General features: G+C 28.5%; 22 protein-coding genes. 21 read left to right on the plus strand and 1 reads right to left on the minus strand.

Annotation, left to right across the window (positions count from 1 at the left end; all coding sequences use genetic code 11):
- Positions 1–158: 158 nt before the first annotated feature.
- The 7 genes from ACRCZX_RS00120 (at position 159) to ACRCZX_RS00150 (ending at position 5,061) form a co-directional block, all read left to right on the plus strand.
- Positions 159–1,520, plus strand: coding sequence for an AAA family ATPase (locus tag ACRCZX_RS00120; protein ID WP_438580926.1), 1,362 nt, complete (start codon positions 159–161; stop codon positions 1,518–1,520).
- Positions 1,507–2,343 carry a DUF4435 domain-containing protein gene (locus ACRCZX_RS00125; protein WP_438580927.1) on the plus strand — a complete coding sequence of 279 codons (837 nt, stop codon included), beginning with the start codon at positions 1,507–1,509 and terminating at the stop codon, positions 2,341–2,343. The genes ACRCZX_RS00120 and ACRCZX_RS00125 overlap by 14 nt, the downstream gene beginning before the upstream one ends.
- A gap of 83 nt (positions 2,344–2,426) precedes the next feature.
- On the plus strand, positions 2,427–2,582 hold the full coding sequence (locus tag ACRCZX_RS00130; RefSeq protein ID WP_298065330.1) for a hypothetical protein: 156 nt from the start codon (positions 2,427–2,429) through the stop codon (positions 2,580–2,582).
- Positions 2,583–2,776: 194 nt separating this feature from the next.
- Entirely contained in the window at positions 2,777–2,908 is a 132-nt protein-coding gene (locus ACRCZX_RS00135; RefSeq protein ID WP_438518222.1) for a hypothetical protein, read from the plus strand.
- Positions 2,895–3,449 carry an N-acetylmuramoyl-L-alanine amidase gene (locus ACRCZX_RS00140; RefSeq protein WP_438580928.1) on the plus strand — a complete coding sequence of 185 codons (555 nt, stop codon included), beginning with the start codon at positions 2,895–2,897 and terminating at the stop codon, positions 3,447–3,449. Before ACRCZX_RS00135 ends, ACRCZX_RS00140 begins: the two co-directional genes overlap by 14 nt.
- A gap of 9 nt (positions 3,450–3,458) precedes the next feature.
- Positions 3,459–4,724: a site-specific DNA-methyltransferase gene (locus tag ACRCZX_RS00145; protein WP_438580929.1), complete on the plus strand. Its 1,266-nt coding sequence runs from the start codon at positions 3,459–3,461 to the stop codon at positions 4,722–4,724.
- A gap of 31 nt (positions 4,725–4,755) precedes the next feature.
- Positions 4,756–5,061, plus strand: a complete 306-nt coding sequence (locus ACRCZX_RS00150; protein WP_438580930.1) for a hypothetical protein — start codon at positions 4,756–4,758, stop codon at positions 5,059–5,061.
- On the opposite strand, the gene ACRCZX_RS00155 is transcribed toward ACRCZX_RS00150, so the two are convergent.
- Entirely contained in the window at positions 5,026–5,640 is a 615-nt protein-coding gene (locus tag ACRCZX_RS00155) for a hypothetical protein (protein ID WP_438580931.1), read from the minus strand. The genes ACRCZX_RS00150 and ACRCZX_RS00155 overlap by 36 nt on opposite strands.
- A gap of 146 nt (positions 5,641–5,786) precedes the next feature.
- On the opposite strand from ACRCZX_RS00155, the gene ACRCZX_RS00160 reads away from it, so the two are divergent.
- The 14 genes from ACRCZX_RS00160 to ACRCZX_RS00225 all read left to right on the plus strand — a co-directional run.
- Positions 5,787–6,869 carry a hypothetical protein gene (locus ACRCZX_RS00160; RefSeq protein WP_438580932.1) on the plus strand — a complete coding sequence of 361 codons (1,083 nt, stop codon included), beginning with the start codon at positions 5,787–5,789 and terminating at the stop codon, positions 6,867–6,869.
- 178 nt (positions 6,870–7,047) lie between these two features.
- A complete protein-coding gene (locus ACRCZX_RS00165; RefSeq protein WP_438580933.1) occupies positions 7,048–7,626 on the plus strand; it encodes a hypothetical protein in 579 nt (192 codons plus the stop codon).
- The gene (locus tag ACRCZX_RS00170) at positions 7,619–8,050 is read left to right on the plus strand and encodes an HNH endonuclease (protein ID WP_438580934.1); all 432 of its coding nucleotides are present in this window, start codon (positions 7,619–7,621) and stop codon (positions 8,048–8,050) included. Before ACRCZX_RS00165 ends, ACRCZX_RS00170 begins: the two co-directional genes overlap by 8 nt.
- Before the next feature lie 94 nt (positions 8,051–8,144).
- Positions 8,145–8,597, plus strand: coding sequence for a P27 family phage terminase small subunit (locus tag ACRCZX_RS00175; protein WP_438580935.1), 453 nt, complete (start codon positions 8,145–8,147; stop codon positions 8,595–8,597).
- Positions 8,597–10,306, plus strand: coding sequence for a terminase large subunit (locus ACRCZX_RS00180; RefSeq protein ID WP_438580936.1), 1,710 nt, complete (start codon positions 8,597–8,599; stop codon positions 10,304–10,306). Before ACRCZX_RS00175 ends, ACRCZX_RS00180 begins: the two co-directional genes overlap by 1 nt.
- 143 nt (positions 10,307–10,449) lie before the next feature.
- Positions 10,450–11,574, plus strand: coding sequence for a phage portal protein (locus ACRCZX_RS00185; protein ID WP_438580937.1), 1,125 nt, complete (start codon positions 10,450–10,452; stop codon positions 11,572–11,574).
- Positions 11,575–12,315, plus strand: a complete 741-nt coding sequence (locus ACRCZX_RS00190; RefSeq protein WP_438580938.1) for a head maturation protease, ClpP-related — start codon at positions 11,575–11,577, stop codon at positions 12,313–12,315. It abuts the gene before it with no gap.
- A 9-nt stretch (positions 12,316–12,324) separates the two neighbouring features.
- Entirely contained in the window at positions 12,325–13,560 is a 1,236-nt protein-coding gene (locus ACRCZX_RS00195; protein ID WP_438580939.1) for a phage major capsid protein, read from the plus strand.
- Between the two features lie 9 nt (positions 13,561–13,569).
- Positions 13,570–13,857, plus strand: a complete 288-nt coding sequence (locus ACRCZX_RS00200) for a head-tail connector protein (protein WP_438580940.1) — start codon at positions 13,570–13,572, stop codon at positions 13,855–13,857.
- On the plus strand, positions 13,841–14,164 hold the full coding sequence (locus ACRCZX_RS00205; RefSeq protein ID WP_438580941.1) for a phage head closure protein: 324 nt from the start codon (positions 13,841–13,843) through the stop codon (positions 14,162–14,164). The genes ACRCZX_RS00200 and ACRCZX_RS00205 overlap by 17 nt, the downstream gene beginning before the upstream one ends.
- Before the next feature lie 4 nt (positions 14,165–14,168).
- On the plus strand, positions 14,169–14,576 hold the full coding sequence (locus tag ACRCZX_RS00210) for an HK97 gp10 family phage protein (RefSeq protein WP_438580942.1): 408 nt from the start codon (positions 14,169–14,171) through the stop codon (positions 14,574–14,576).
- 7 nt (positions 14,577–14,583) lie between these two features.
- The gene (locus ACRCZX_RS00215; protein ID WP_438580943.1) at positions 14,584–15,033 is read left to right on the plus strand and encodes a phage tail terminator family protein; all 450 of its coding nucleotides are present in this window, start codon (positions 14,584–14,586) and stop codon (positions 15,031–15,033) included.
- Positions 15,020–16,114 (plus strand): phage tail sheath C-terminal domain-containing protein, encoded by a 1,095-nt coding sequence (locus tag ACRCZX_RS00220; protein WP_438580944.1) that lies wholly within the window; start codon positions 15,020–15,022, stop codon positions 16,112–16,114. Before ACRCZX_RS00215 ends, ACRCZX_RS00220 begins: the two co-directional genes overlap by 14 nt.
- Before the next feature lie 12 nt (positions 16,115–16,126).
- Positions 16,127–16,489: phage tail tube protein (locus tag ACRCZX_RS00225; protein ID WP_438580945.1), on the plus strand; the 363-nt coding region annotated here is incomplete at its 3' end.

Genomic DNA, 16,489 nt, shown 5'->3' on the forward strand with positions numbered 1-16,489 from the left:
ACAACGAGGACAAGAGATATTATTAATATACATAGTTAAAAACTGCTCCTTTCTTGGGGGGAATATTGGTTGTTTGAATAACTATTATACCTCAAAGGATTAGAGTAGTTTCAATAATTTTTAAGTTAACAGAAACAAAAAATATAAGAGGGGGAAAAATGGTAAAATATCTTGAAATTAAAGAATTATTTGGTGAAAAAAATCTGGAAATTTTTTTTAAAGATGGAATAAATATATTAATAGGAAAAAACGGAACTGGAAAAACTACAATATTAGAAATAATAGATAGCTTAGTAAATTTAAAAATAGAACGTTTATCAAAAATAGAATTTAAAACTATTCTTCTAGAAATGCAAGATGTGAAGTTTACAGCTGAAAAAACAAAAAATAAATTAGTGCTAAAGATAGAGGGTTTGAAGTCAGATGAGAAAATAATAGAGAAAAAATTTAATATAATCGAGGAGAGTAAAAATTTTTATAAGATAGAAGAGGATGAATTTGGAGATGAGAGAAGGGTATATTATAGGGAATTTTCTAGTGAAAATAGAAAAAATATTCTACAACTAAAAATATTTTTAGCAGCTATTAAGAAACAAGAGGTTCATTATTTAACTCTAAACAGACAAGGAGTAGCTTCAGCAGCAGTTTTAAGAAGAGAAAGGTTGAGAATAGGAGAAAAAAATGATGTTTTTGGTTTAGATGAGGTTGAAAAAACAATAAAAGTTGAATATTCAAATATATTAAGACACTATGAAACATATAATAATGAATTTAAAAAACAAGTATTATTAACACCATTTTCTGTAGATAAAAAATCAGATTTAAAATCATCCGTAGAAAAAGTTTTAAAATTTGATAAAAATATTGAAAAACAAATAGAAGAGGCTTTTTTAAGTTTAGAGATTCCTCAAGAAAGTTATAATTCTTTAGTGGGAGAATATTTTAAAACTTTATATGAAAAAAAGAAAGAGTTAGAAAAGCTAGATATTGAAACTGTATTAACTTCTCCTATAGCAAATGAAGAAGAGTTTGAACTTTTATTATTTTCTTTAGATAATATAAAATTAGAATATGCATATCATATAATAGAAAAAGCAAAGGAAATAAAAGAAAAAAAGAAAAAAATATATACTAAAATAGAGAAATTAACAGTGATAGTGAATAAATTTTATTCAGAAATAGGAAAGAAAATAAGAGTTAATGATGTGGGAGGGTTAGACATAAGAAATGTAAAAAATGAAGAGAAAAAAATAAATTTAGAAAAACTATCTTCTGGTGAAAAACAAATTTTAACATTATTTACATTTTTAATCTTTAATACAAAAGAAACATCAGGAGGTATTTTTATAATGGATGAGCCAGAATTATCTTTACATATAGACTGGCAAGAAAAAATATCAGATTCTTTAAATGGAGTAAGCGAACTTAACCAGTATATAATAGCAACACATTCACCAGAGGTGATTGGAAATTACGGAGAAAGATGTATTGAAATAGGTGAATATAATGTCATTGAATAATACACTGCAAGGAGCTGTTAATAAGTTAAGATTAACTTCAAAAAATATACTTTTTATAGAAGATTTAAATAGTAAAGGTTTATATTCTAATTTACTAAAACAATCTTTACCCGAAAATAAATTTAAAAAGATAAAGATAGAAAGTTTGGAAAATAAAAAAAATGTATTAGATTGCTATAATGTAGTAAAAGATAATAATAAATTATATAATAAAAGTTTATTCTTAGTCGACTTAGATTTTGATGTAATAAAAGAAATCCCAAAAGTAGAAGATAGAAAAGTTTTTTATTTGGAAAAATATACTTTGGAAAATTATTTTATTTCAGAAGAGTATGGGGTTATGATAGTATCAAATAATATGAATACAGAATATTTACAAATAGCCAAAGAGTTTTCATATGATAAGTGGTTGGATAAAGTAAAAAATATCTACTTTGATTTATTACCGTTATTTTTATCAATACAAAGTTTACCAAGTCCTATAGAGACTTCAAAACAAAATCCGAAAATATTTTTTGAGACAAGTAATTTTGATAAACATTTGCCAGGAATGAAAAATTATTTAAAAGGATTAGGGGATAAAAAATGTGAAAAGTTATGCCATTTAATTAGAGAAAATAGAGAAAAAATTGAGCAAATAAATATTGTGGATTTTATACCAGGAAAACAATTACTTGAATTATACGTTTTAAAAATTAATAATCATTTAGGAAAATCTAACCATATAAGTATGAATACTTATAAAACTATTACAATGTATAATTTACCTAAAGAATTAAGAAAAATACTTAAAAAAATAGAAAATGAACTAAATCTTGATTAATAATTAAAAAAACTTGCATTTTTAGTTTTTTTAGTGTAGTCTATTCTCCGTAAAAGACCTTGTGTTTAATAAAGGGGGATAAAGTGGAAAAATTTAGTAAAAGAATTGAAAAATTATTAGTTGAAATTGGTTCAAGTTTAGAAAAAGATGAGAAAGTATCTATTCAAATAACTAAAGAAATGAATGGTAAAATATTTTATTCAATAGCTCCAACAAAAATAATAGGAGCAAATGAATAGGAGTAAAAAATACAATGTTACAAGAGAGACGATTATTTATAAATACAAGTAAGCCAGAAGGTAACTGATTTATAAAGCAACTTTTAGAGACTTTTGAACTATATAGAATTGGAATAAGAGTATGAGTCAGTGACCGCCCTTATCTAATCATTATGATTGGATAGGGGTGGTCTATTTTTTTATCAGGAGTTTTTATGGAAGAAATGGAAAAGTTAATGGAGATGATTGGAGCTTTAGATATTGATTTAGATAATAAGTCAGAGTTAATGATTCAATTAGGTAAGGCTGATGCAGAAGCAAGGAGATGGAATAATGGTAGGAACTAAAAGAGTTATTTTATTAGCAGGACATAACTTTATAAGTCCTGGATGCAACACAAATATAGATGGAAAATTAATAACAGAATTTGATATGACAAGTTATTTGGTAACGGAAGTTTTTAAAAAAGAGAGATTAGTTGGAATTGATTTAATTATTAAAGCTAGAAATGATTTTGGAAATTTAGTTAATGAAGTCAATTCTTTAAATGGAGATATTCTAATAAGTTGCCACTTTAATGCTTATGATAGAAAAGCACAAGGAACAGAGGTTCTATATGCTCATACATCATCAAAAGGAAGAAAGTTAGCTTCAGTAGCTCAAGATATTTTAACTAAGCATTTAGGGCTACCAGATAGAGGAATAAAACCAACTAAACCAGAAGATAGAGGAGGTTCAATCCTTAATAAAACTAAACCAGTAGCAATACTAATAGAACCATTCTTTTTAGATAATATTAAGAATAAAGATTATCTAGAGAAATCTATTGAAAAAGTTTCAAATGCAATAATTGAGATATTAGAGTATGTAGATAAAAATGAGCTTTGAGAGTGTCATATGAAAATAGAAAAATTAAAACTAAGTAAAATAATACCATATATAAATAATGCTAAAGAGCATCCTCAAGAACAGATAGACCAAATAAAAGGAAGTATAAAAGAGTTTGGTTTTAATGATCCATTAGCAGTAGATGAAAATAATATGATTATAGAAGGTCATGGAAGATATATTGCACTTCAACAGTTAGGAGCTGAAGAAGTAGAAGTAATAAGGTTGGATCACTTAAATGAGATACAGAAAAAACAATATATAATAGCTCACAATAAATTAACCATGAATACTGGATTTAACTTACAAAAGTTAAAACTAGAGTTAAAAAGCATAGAGATTAATGAGAAGGATTTATCTTTAACTGGTTTTGAAATAGAAGAACTAAAAGAGTTAAATATTGGAAGTCTAGAAGTAGAGATTGATGAGTTTAAAGAAGATGACCCACCAGAAATAGATTTAGAGAAAGAACCATATAGTAAACTTGGAGACTTATATATGTTAGGTAGCCATAGATTGCTTTGTGGAGATAGTACAAAAGTTGAAGATGTAACAAAGGTAATGTTAATAGATAAAGCTGATTTAGTATTTACAGACCCACCGTGGAATGTGAATTATGGAGGAGTAAAAGAGGATAATCCTCAAGGGTATAAACCAAGAACAATATTAAATGACTTCATGGGAACAGAGGATTTTAAGAAATTTATGTTTGATATATTTTCAAGAATGGCTGAGTTCTCAAAGAAAGGTTGTCCAACTTATGTTGTTATGTCGGGACAAGAATGGGGAAACATGATGTTAACTTTAGCTCAGAATAATTATCATTGGTCATCAACAATTATCTGGAATAAAGATTCACTAGTTATTTCAAGGAAAGATTATCATACGAAATATGAACCTATTTGGTATGGATGGTTAGAAGGAAAAGCAAGACTTCATCCACTTGAGAGTAGAAAGCAATGTGATGTTTGGGATGTTCCGAGACCTAAAAAGTCAGAGCTTCATCCAACAACTAAGCCAGTAGAAGTTCCAGGAAGAGCAATTATGAATAGTTCTAAAAAAGAAGATATAGTTTTAGATTTATTTGGAGGTTCAGGTTCAACTATGATGGCTTGTGACCAATTAGAAAGAAAAAATAGATCATTGGAGTTAGACCCAAGATATGTAGATGTGATAGTAAAAAGATATATAAACTTAGGAAGAGAAGATGTAATTTTAATAAGAGATGGGAAAGAGATTACTTATTCTGAGATTGTTGATGATTTATTTTCTTGAGTATAAAACTATTGCTAGAAGGTGAGTATAATTGATAAAAAAAATTAAAGAACTCTTTAAAAAAGAAATAAAAGAAAATGTATTTGAAAATCATTATACATATATTCCGAGTAATATTACAAAAAAGATAGCATATGAAGAGTATTCTAAAAATCAAACTATATGTTTAAAATGTTTCACTACTAAGTATGGATATAATGGAATAATAGCTATTTTAGAATACAATTCACTTAATAATATTAATACATCTAAAGAGATATTAGAAGTACTAGAAGCTGAAATTATAAAAACAAAATATAAATTACCTATTAAAAATATTATTCAAAAAATTGATTAATGCTGCAAATGTTTCAGGAGAAATTTCTTTCAAAGAAATTAAAATTCCAAAAAATAAAGATATAGATTCTAAAAGTATTTTTATAAAACTTGGAAATTTTAAAGGAAATATTTCATAAAAGCTATTTAGTATTGTTGGTATTGATTTTTTTAAATACATAAAAGGATTGAAAAAATTGAATATATATTTTAATAAATTAAAATCATTATCAATCTGAACACTTACTGAATAAAGAGAATATAAAGAGTGAAGAAGTTCATCACGATAATAGAAATTTAGATATTCTGTAAAGTTTATTAAAATATTGGATAACATAGATTGTTGGGGATCGTTTCTAAAATGAAGATTACCCAAGCCAGAACTATTTAGGATTTTATGATTTTTATTTAAGAACATTAAGTGTTTATCAATATTTTGCTCACGTTTTTTAATCTTTCCATGTAGTTGCGTAAAGTGACCAATAGCTTCCCTAATAATAATTCTAGTTTTTATTGCATTAAACAGATCTCTTATAAGATTAATAAAACCAATTAAAAAAAGTAAATAAAAAATATTTTTTAAAGAAAATTCAAAATTCATAATCCCTCCAGAAACAATATCGTTTTTAACAATTCAATTATAACTTTTTGGAGGGATATATACAAGCCTATTTCAGGGTAGGCTACTGATTAAAATGTATCAATTAATTGGTGCATTTTAATCAGTAATAAAATATGGATGAACCAATGTGTAAACTGCAGGAAGGTTCGGGAAAGGGGTTGGTAGAATGGAGGTATATAAATGTGAATTTAGATGCCAGTAAGATATTTAGAATAGGTATAGATTGGTTAACTCTATATAACTTTGAAATAAGTTATAATAGCAATCTTTATATAACAGAACAGGTAACAGAGGAGTACTACCAAGAAAAATTTTGTTTAGATGAGCCAAGCTACACTTTAGATAGCACTACAAGGTTATATAGTAGTGGAAAGGAAACTCATTTTAAAAATTTGAGATTTAATCCGAATAAAATTTTAAATGGTCATAATGTTTATAACTCAAGAGAGATAGAGCTGAAATCAGCACTTTTAATACTAATTAAAGAACTTTCTGAGAAAGGCATAGAGATAAATTTATCTGAAGCAAAAATTAAAGATATTGAAATAAATTTGAACTTTAATAAACCATTTTTAGAAGTTGAAGAAGCTTTTAAACTATTATTCATATCAGTACCACACTTTAAAAAAATAAGTAGATGCACTAGAAATAAAAGCTATAGATTGATGTTTCAAGATGAAACTCTTCTAGGAAATTACGGCTCTACTTTGGTTACTGTTTATGACAAAACAGAAGAATCTAAAAAGCTGGATTTAGAATTAGATGTAACAAGATTAGAATGGAAATTTCTAAATAGAACTTTTTCATATTATGCAAATAAGAAAGAAAAGGATAATAGCCTGAATTCTATTTTAAACAGCTTTGAGCTTATTGATGGAATCTTTATAGAGAATACGAAGAAGAAGCTCTTGGAAGAGGGAATAAGGCATTTAGAAAGTGTTATAAAGAATAATTTAGAAAAAGAATTCCTAGCTTTTAAAAAAGCCAATAGATTTGGAAAAGAGTTGGGTAAAAAAGAGAAAAGAGGAGTCTATAGATATTTAGAAGAATCATGCTGGATATTTGACTACACTCTTTTAATAGAACTTGTTAATAAGTACGATAGACAACATAAAACAAGAGAAACAAAAACAATATTGAAGAACTATTCCAATCGTAATAATTTAGAAAAATTAAATTATTTGATGGAATTTATTTTTAACCACTAATTTCAAATAGTGGTTAAACTTTTGAGGCTTAAAAATAGGCTGAAACACTTTATGAATAGGTAGGTTGTGAATGATATTACTCTAAGTAATTTGGGTGATTTTTCCTTATTAACTAATAGCCGTTACAAATTACATTTTTATGACTTAATTTATTATTTTAATTGGGAGGTGTGTCATAGTGATAAATAAAGTTTCTAATGCAATTAAGAAAGAGATAAGAAAAAGATTTGAAGCTGGAGAAGATTTAAAAGAGTTAGCTTATGAGTTTAGATTGTCTTATGGCACATTGAGGAACTTATCTAGTAAAGAGAAATGGCAAAAGGGAATTAATTCAACACTGCTTTACTTACAAGAGGTACAAAAAGATGTAGAACAGCATTTAGAAGAGAAAGAGGAAATAAAAGGTCATTATAAGAATCTTCATAAATCAACATTAGCTTATCTAATTGAATTAGAAAGAAAAAAAGAAAGACCTACAAATAAAGGTAGAGAAGACGCTCTAAGAACTAGAATAGCAACTCATAGAGATGGTTATCAATTTGCTAAAGAGTTATATTCAATAATGAATTCAGAGGAAGAGCTTGATTATAAAATTAAATTAGCAAAATATGAAGCTTATAAAGATGAGATATTAGTTGATGAAAAAGAAAGGGAGATAAAGCTAGACTCTGATTTAATAGATTTAAAATTAAAAAAGATAGATTTAAAAACAAAAGAGATAAAAGCGAAAGCTTATGGAGTTGTTGTAGATGAATAGGATATGTCCTAGATGTAGAAAGGTATACTCATATAGTTTAAAAGAGTGTCCAAATGGTTGTGCTAAGAAGACAAGAAGTGAATCAAATAGGATATATGATAAATGTCAAAGAGAGAATCAAGGATTTTATAACAGCAAAGAGTGGAAGAGATTAAGAGAAAGTTGTAGGAATAAGTTTAGTGAGTTGTGTCTTTGGAGTTTATATAAACATAAAAGAGTTAAAAAAGGAAGTTTAGTTCATCACATAGTTCCATTATCAGAGGATAAATCAAAAGGATTATCATTATCAAATCTTGTTTATTTATGTGATGAAGCTCACAGAGAGATACATAGGCTATATAAAACAGATCAAATAAAAACAATTAAAGAGATAAAAGAGTTTATAAAAATATGGAAGGTTGAGTATGGAGGCGGGGGTATATGAAAAAGTTTTTGAGAAAGGCTTTAATACCACATTTTCTCAAGTCTTTTCGCAAATTTCCCTTTGAGAAAAAAATAAAAAATAAAAAATGGAGGTGTTGAAAATTAGAAAATCACTTGAAGCACAGACAAAGCATTTGACCCAAGAAGAGATAAAAAGAAAACAGCTAGAACAAGAATCTGTATTTGTTGGAAATGAGCAACTGGAACATCCTCCAGATTGGCTAGTAAATCAAATTGCAATTAATGAATGGATTAGACTTGTAGAGCAATTTAATAAAAAATCTATGATTAGTAATTTAGATTATAACAGCTTAGGAGGTTACTGTAATGCCTTTGCTAGATATGTTTCAATTGTAACTAATCTAAAGACTGATGTAATGATTGTAGAAGATGTAAATCCACTTGTAGGCTTAGAGCTTAAATATTCAGAGGAGATGAAAAAGTATGGTTCTTTATTAGGATTAACTATGGAATCAAGATTGAAAGCTGGTTCTGGAATAGTAACTAGAATAGATAAAACATTAGATGAAGAATTTGGAGATGTTTAATGAGTATTAAAGAGAAAATTATACAGTATTGTAAAGATTGTATAGATGGAGTTATACCAAGTGGACAGAAGCATATATGGGCTGCACAAAGATTTTTAAAAGATGTTGAAGAGTCAAAGTTTATTTGGGGTGAAGAAGAAGCTTTGAGAATAGTTAAATGGTTTACATATCTGAAACATTCAAAAGGGATTTTAGCAGGAACTCCAATAGTATTAACTGATTGGCAAAAGTTTATAGTTTGTCAAATATATGCTTGGAAAAGAGAAGATGGATATAGGAGATATAAAAAAGCTTTTATAGAGGTTGGAAGAAAGAATGCTAAAACTCAGATGCAAGCGGGATGTATGTTGTATGAAATATCTGTAGTAGCAACTAGAAATAGTGAGATAGCAGAAACGTTTTGTGCAGGAACTAAAAGAGAGCAATCAAAACTCTTATTTTCTGAATGTCAAAATATGCTTACAGGAAGTTCTTTAGCACCAAAGTTTAAGTTAACAAGGGATAAAATAGTTCATATAAAAACGACCTCATTTTTAAAACCATTATCAAAACAAGATGGAAAAACAGGAGATGGAACCAATCCAGCAGCACTTGTTCTTGATGAATATCATCAACATGCAACGACAGAGTTCTATGACTTAGCATTAGGAAGCAACTCTAAAGAGTCTTTATTATTGATAATAACAACTGCAGGGATAGATTTAAATGTTCCTTGTTATACAGAAGAATATAAATATTGTTCTGAGTTACTAAATCCAAATATAGATATAGAAAATGATGAATATTTTGTGGATATTTGTGAAGCTGATAAAGATGATGATATAGGAGATTTAAAAACATGGCAAAAAGCCAATCCACTACGAGCGACCTATAAAGAAGGTATACAGAAAATAGCATCAGATTATGAAGTAGCTAAAAGTGTTCCTGAAAAGATGATTTCATTTAAAACTAAAATTTGTAATATTTGGGTTCAAGCTAAAGATTTAGGTTATATGGATATGGAGAAGTGGAAAAGATGCGAAGTAAAAAATCTTCCGTTTGATATAACTAATAGACCTGTATATGTGGGATTTGATATGTCAGCAAAAATTGACTTAACAAGTGTAGCCTTCGTAATACCTATAATGGTTGAAGGGATTGCAAAGTATATAATATTTAGTCATTCTTTTATTCCAAATAGAGAAAAACTTATGGAAAGAAAAATGGTAGATAAAGTTCCTTATGATAGCTGGGAGGAGAGGGGATTTTTAAGTGTAACAAATACTCCAATAGTTGACCAAAGCTATGTAATGGATTATGTATTAAACACCTGTGAAGAAAACAATTGGGAGATAAGACACCTTTGTTTTGATCCTGCTAATGCTTCAAAATTAATGATGGATTTGGATATTCAAGGATATGAAGTAACAGAGGTTTATCAATCGCATAAATCTTTAAATGAAAGTACAGCAGGTTTTAGAGAACAGGTTTATTCAGAGAATGTTTACTATTTACCAAACCCACTTTTAAATTATGCAATGGGAAATACAGTTATAAGGCAAAATAATGGACTTATAAAAATAGATAAGGATGCTTCTATTAGAAGGATTGACCCAATTGATGCTCTTTTATGTGGATATAAATTGGCAATGTATCATGAGTTTGAATTTGATGTTAATGAATTGGTTTCTGATGAAATTCTAGATAAATTATATGGTGGAGGTGAATAACAATAAAAATAATAGATAAGATAAAAAATATAGTTAAATCAGATAAACGAGAAGAAAAAGAAGAAGGATTATCTTTAGAAGAGATAGGAGATTTTTTTCATGGGTATGGAATAGATGTTGAAAATATTGATAAGAGCAGTGATTTGTCAGAAACAATTTACTATATATGTTTAAAGCATTTATCAGAAACAATGTCTAAGATGCCGTGGGAGCTTAGAGTTTTAACAGAAAAAAAAGGTAAAGAAAAAGTTCTTGATTCTAATATTGATAGAATTTTTAATTTAAGACCTAACCCATACATGACTGCTGCTACATTTTGGGGTACAGTTGAACTTAATAAATTACATAATGGGAATTCATATATCTATATAGAAGCTGATAAAAATGGATTTCCAAAGAATTTATGGTTGCTTCCAAGTGCTCAAGTTAAGATTTGGATTGATAATAAAGGTATTTTTGGAAAGTTAAATGCTATTTGGTATATTTGGACAGATAGCCGAACACGAAAAAAATATAGCTTTGAAATGAATGAGATTATTCATCTGAAAACTCATGTAAGTTTTGATGGACTTTCAGGAGTGGCAACAAGAGATATTCTCAAAACCCAAATAAGTAGTGGGAAAAATTCTGTGGGATTTTTAAATAAGCTTTATAAAAGCAATATGTTTGGTTCTAAAATCTTGATTCATTATCCAGGAGAACTTGAAAGAGGTAAGGAACAAAAAGTTGCAGCAAGTCTTGAAAGATATTCAGCAACACAAGGATCTGGAAAATTTATTCCTGTACCAGCAGGATTCCAAGCACAACTACTAGATATGAAGCTGGCAGATGCACAGTTTTTTGAAAACAACAGAGTTTCAGCACTACAGTTAGCAGCAGCATTTGGAATAAAGCCAAATATAATTAATGACTATACAAAATCTAGTTATTCAAATTCAGAAACTCAGCAAGTTGATTTCTATGTAAATACTTTACAGCCTTTATTTAAAGCATATGAACAAGAAATGAGTTATAAGATTCTGACTGAGAGCGATATAAAAAGAGGGTTTAGATTAGAAATTAATGAAAAAATTCTATTTAAAATGGACAATAAAACCCAAGCGGAAGTTTATAGTAAATATCTAACTAATTTTGCTATGACACCAAATGAGGTGAGAGAAGACTTAAACCTTCCGTATATAGATGGCGGAGATACTCTCTTAGGAAATGGCTCTACAATAAATTTAGAGAATATAGGAAGTCAATATAATAAAGGTGGGAGAGAATAGATGACAGTATTGAATTTAGACAAAGGGAAATTGGAAGTTAAAAATAAAACTGAAAATGTAGCGGAATTAATTATTTTTGGAGAGATTACATCAAGTAGATGGTCAAATAGTGATGTTATACCATCTGATGTAAATAATCTGTTAAGTGAAATTGGAGAAAATGATGCTTTAGATATTTATATCAATTCTCCTGGTGGAAGTGTATTTGCTGGAATTGCTATATATAATATGTTAGCAAGACATAAAGGGCATAAAAGAGTTTTTGTAGAAGGTTATGCTGCATCAATAGCTTCGGTTATTGCAATGGCGGGAGATGAGATTATAGTTCCTGAAAATGCATATTTAATGATTCATAAAGCTTGGGGATTCGCAATAGGTAATGCTGATGATTTAAGAGAACAAGCGGATTTGTACGAGAGGTTTGATACCACAATAGCGAATGCATATATGACTAGAGCAAAAGATGGAAAAACATTTGATGAGTTCTTAGAACTTATGAAAGCAGAGACTTGGTTTGATGGTTTTACAGCTCAAGATTATTTTAATGTTACTTCAACAGAAGCTGTTGATATAGCAGCTTGCTTAGATGGAGAGTTGTGTAAGAATTATAAAATTCCTCAAAATCTTTTAATGAATAATATAAAAGCTAAAGATGAAAAGGAAACAGATATTCAAAAGGATTTCGGAAGTTCCGAAATAGAGTTAGCAAAAGCAAAATTAAATTTATTAATAAACTTATAGGAGGTCGTAATGACAAAATTACAACAAATGCAACAAGAGATGTTTAACTTAAAAGCTGAAGCAAAGAATATTATGGAGAAGGCTGGAGTAACAGAAGCAGAAATAAAAGAAGTTACAAATAAGATATCAGAGCTTCAAGCTAAGATTAATTTACAAAAAGAATTGGATAATCCACAAACAGAACCTGAAAATAGAAGTGGACAACAGCTACCAAGAGGAAATTTAGATGGTGAAGATGTAGAGCCCGAAGCAAGATATGGTGAAGCATTCTACAATTCTCTAAGAGGAAGAGCTTCAAATGAAGATAGAGAGATTCTGGAAGCTAGAAATTTAAGTTCTGGAATAGGTGAAGATGGAGGGTGTTTAATTCCAGTAGACCAGCAAACTGAGATTAATGAACTAAAAAGAACATTTACTCCTTTAAGAAATTTAGTAACAGTTGAATCTGTTAGAACTTTAACTGGATCAAGAGTATTAGAAAAAGATGCAGAACATACACCGCTTGAAAAGTTTACTGAAACAGATGAGGATGGAATTAAAGAAACTACAGCACCTAAATTTGTGCCAGTAACATATAAAATAGAAAACTATGGAGGTATTTTACCAATTCCAAGAACTTTATTACAAGACCAAACAGCAAATTTAAGAGGGTATTTAAATAGATGGTTAGCTAAAAAGGCTGTAGCAACAGAAAACACTTTAATAATTTCAGTTTTAAATACATTAAGTAAAATTTTAATTTCAACAATTGATGACGTTAAAGATGTTATGGATGTAAAATTAGACCCATCTATTTCAGCAATAGCTAAAGTAGTAACTAACCAAGATGGTTTTAATTATTTAAATAAACTTAAAGATTCTCAAGGGAATTATTTATTAGAAAAGGACCCAAAAGCTCCAACTAAAAAATTATTAAATGGAAGAGAAATTATTGTGCTATCAAATAGAATTTTAGCTTCAGTAGGAACAACTGATAAAAAGGCTCCTTTAATAATTGGATCATTAACAGATGCAATTGTTTTATTTGATAGAGAAACTATTGAATTAAAATCTACTGATGTTGGTGGAGATGCATTTAAGAAAAATAGAATTGATATGAGAGCTATTATGAGGCTAGATGTTAAGAAATTTGATTCATTAGCAGTTGTGTATGGTGAAATACCAATCTCAGGAGTAGCGTCAGTGGACTTTAAAGAAAGTGTTGAGAATAAAGAGGAAGAAACTGCGAAAAATAACAGAAAATAGGAGGCTCGTATGGTTGATAAAGCTAGAGCTAAGGAATACCTAAGAATAGATGAAGAGGATGAAGACAATTTTATTGAAATGTGTATAGAGTTTAGTAAAGAGGAGATAGAAAATTCCACTGGAGTCACTTTTGATTCTGGTGGAGAAAGTAAAACATATGAAATGGCACAACTCATAATTATAACTGATAGATATGAAAATAGAGGTTCTCAAGATTTAGCGTTTAAGGTAAATAACATGCTTTCTTGTTTATATACAAAGTTAAGGTATGGTGATTATAGTGTTGAGTCTAAGTAGCAGATTGAAAAATAGAATAGGTATTTATAAAAAAGAACATATAAATGGAAAACTTGGAACAACCTACGAGGATGTTCTTGTAAAAAAAGTTTGGGCTGAGATTAAGTTTCAAAGTGGTAGTGTAACTGGTGGAGAGGGAGATACAGAAGCTAATAATACAAGATTCAAGATAAGAATTAGAAAAACTAAGATTGAATCAGATTATCATATTGTTTTTAAAGGGCTCATATATGAGATTGAATATATTTATCCAGATTTTAAAAAGAATGGCTTTATGGATATAATGGCAAAGCTAAAAACGGAGTGATAGCATGAGTTTAGACCAATTATCTAAAGATTTATTAAAGTTGGCAAATGGAATTAAAGATGGAAAAGAGACTAAAAAGTTTTTAAAAAAAGAAGGTGTTAAATTAAAAAATAAAACGATTTCTATTGCAAAGAGTAGAGTTAAAAAGAAAACTGGAAATTATATAAAAGGTATAAAATTAGGAAAAGTTTATGAGTATCAAGGAGCATATGCATGTAGAACATATTCTACAGCTCCTCATGCTCATTTAATAGAGTATGGGCATAATGTGGTTGATCGAGTTGGAGGTAAGCATGAGTTTAAAGATGGATATAGTGTTTTTTTAAGTGCAAAAAAAGATTTTGAAAAGGAATTTGAGAGTGATACAGAGAAATTTTTAGATGATCTTTTAATGAATAATGGTTTTAAGTAGGTGGAAAATGACAGAGTTTATTGATATTCAAGCTTCAATTGTAGAAAAATTAAGAGAGTATGCTCCACATATAGATGTAATTAGTTCAAATATAGAAGAGGGATTTAAAAGGCCATGTTTTTATATAAAAATGTTAGATGTTAATATTGATGATTTAGCAGGTAACTTTCAAGAAACAGAGGTTGAATTCGATGTTTTATATTTTCCAGAACATTTAAAGAAAAATCAAGAAGATTTATTAAAAATGAGAAATATTTTAACAAAAGCATTCGGAAGAAATAAAAGTATTGAAATAGCTGATGGTTTAATAACTGAAGCTGAGAATGTTAAGTTATTTGAAGTGGATAAGATCTTACATTGTACATTTAATGTATTTATAGCAGAAGAATATGAGAAAGAGTACGAAGAAAACATGGAAGAGTTGAAATTCAAGGAGGAGATTAATGGCAACAAATAATGGACTACCGAAGTTAAATATAGAGTTTAAAGGATTAGGAGTTTCAGCAATAGCTAGAGGAGAAAAAGGTTATGCTGTTTTAATAGTAAATGATGATACACCTGGAGTCCAAAAGCAAAAATACACGACAATAAGTGATTTTGGAAGTGATGAACAAAAGAAGTTTGATCCAGAGAATGTTCTTTTTATAAAAGATGCACTAGAGGGAGCTCCATTAGCTCTTTATGTTTTTAAATTAGGGACCGATGCAACTCTTGTTGATTTATTAAATAAAATAAAAGGAATAATTCCAAGAAATTCTTGGATTACAGTACAAACATCAATTAGTGAAAATCAAAATGATTTAGTAACTTTTGTGAAAGGAGAGAACAAAAATAATAAAAAAAGATATAAGGCTATAGCATATAAAGTTACTACTGCTGACTCTATGCATGTTGTTAATCATACTAATGAAGAAATAGAATTTAATGACAGTAGAGAGATAAAAAGTGGAGAGTATGCTTTATCATATTTACTTGGGTTCTACGCAGGGTTATCTATGATGATGTCAGGAATAGCTAAACCATTGAAATTTAAAAGTGTAAAAGAACCAGAAGAACTTGAAGAAGCTATTTCAAATGGAGAGCATGTGTTGTTTAATGATGAAGGTGAAGTAAGGGTAGCTAGAGCTGTAAATTCACTTGTAACAACTGGAGAGGGAGTTACAGAGGAAATGACACATATAAATACAGTAGAGAAAATGGATTTAATATTCTGTGATATATATAAAGCTTGGAACAATAGTTATAAAGGAAAATACCCAAATATTTTAGATAATCAAATGCTATTAATATCATCAATAAATGGATACTTTAAATCTTTAGCTAAAGATAAAATATTAGATCCTAATTTTGATAATAAGTCAATGATAGATATAGAGGAACAAAGATTATCTAATTATTCAAAATGGGGAGAAGAAACAGTTAATTCATGGGATGATTCATATGCTATGAAAATGACTATAGGAACAAAAGTATTTTTAAAAGGAAATATAAAGATAACAGGAATTATGGAAGATTTCTTCTTCGATATATTCATGTAAGGAGGAGAATAAGTGGCAAATCCTAGAAAGAATGATTATTTTAATGGAAATAAGGGGAAACTTTGGGTTAATGGAGAGGAAGTAGTAACTGTAACAAAGTCTAAAGCTGTAAGAAAAAATAAATATGAGGAGATTCCCGCTCCAACAGGTGATGGAACAGTAAGAGTTAAAGTTGGGGAAACAATTGAATTCTCAGGAACATTTAAATTCTTAGGTTCAGAAAATTTGGATGCTTTTAATGAAAGTGAGGATATATCTTTGATTTTAGCAAATACAAATATTTCAGGAAAAATAACAAAGAGACTCAAGTTAGATGGAGTGACATTTGATGAGGAGGTTTTAGTAGATTTTGAAAAGAATAAAGTTGCAGAGATA

The sequence above is a fragment of the Cetobacterium sp. genome (assembly GCF_051658645.1).
In the GTDB taxonomy this organism is placed as follows: Bacteria; Fusobacteriota; Fusobacteriia; order Fusobacteriales; family Fusobacteriaceae; genus Cetobacterium_A.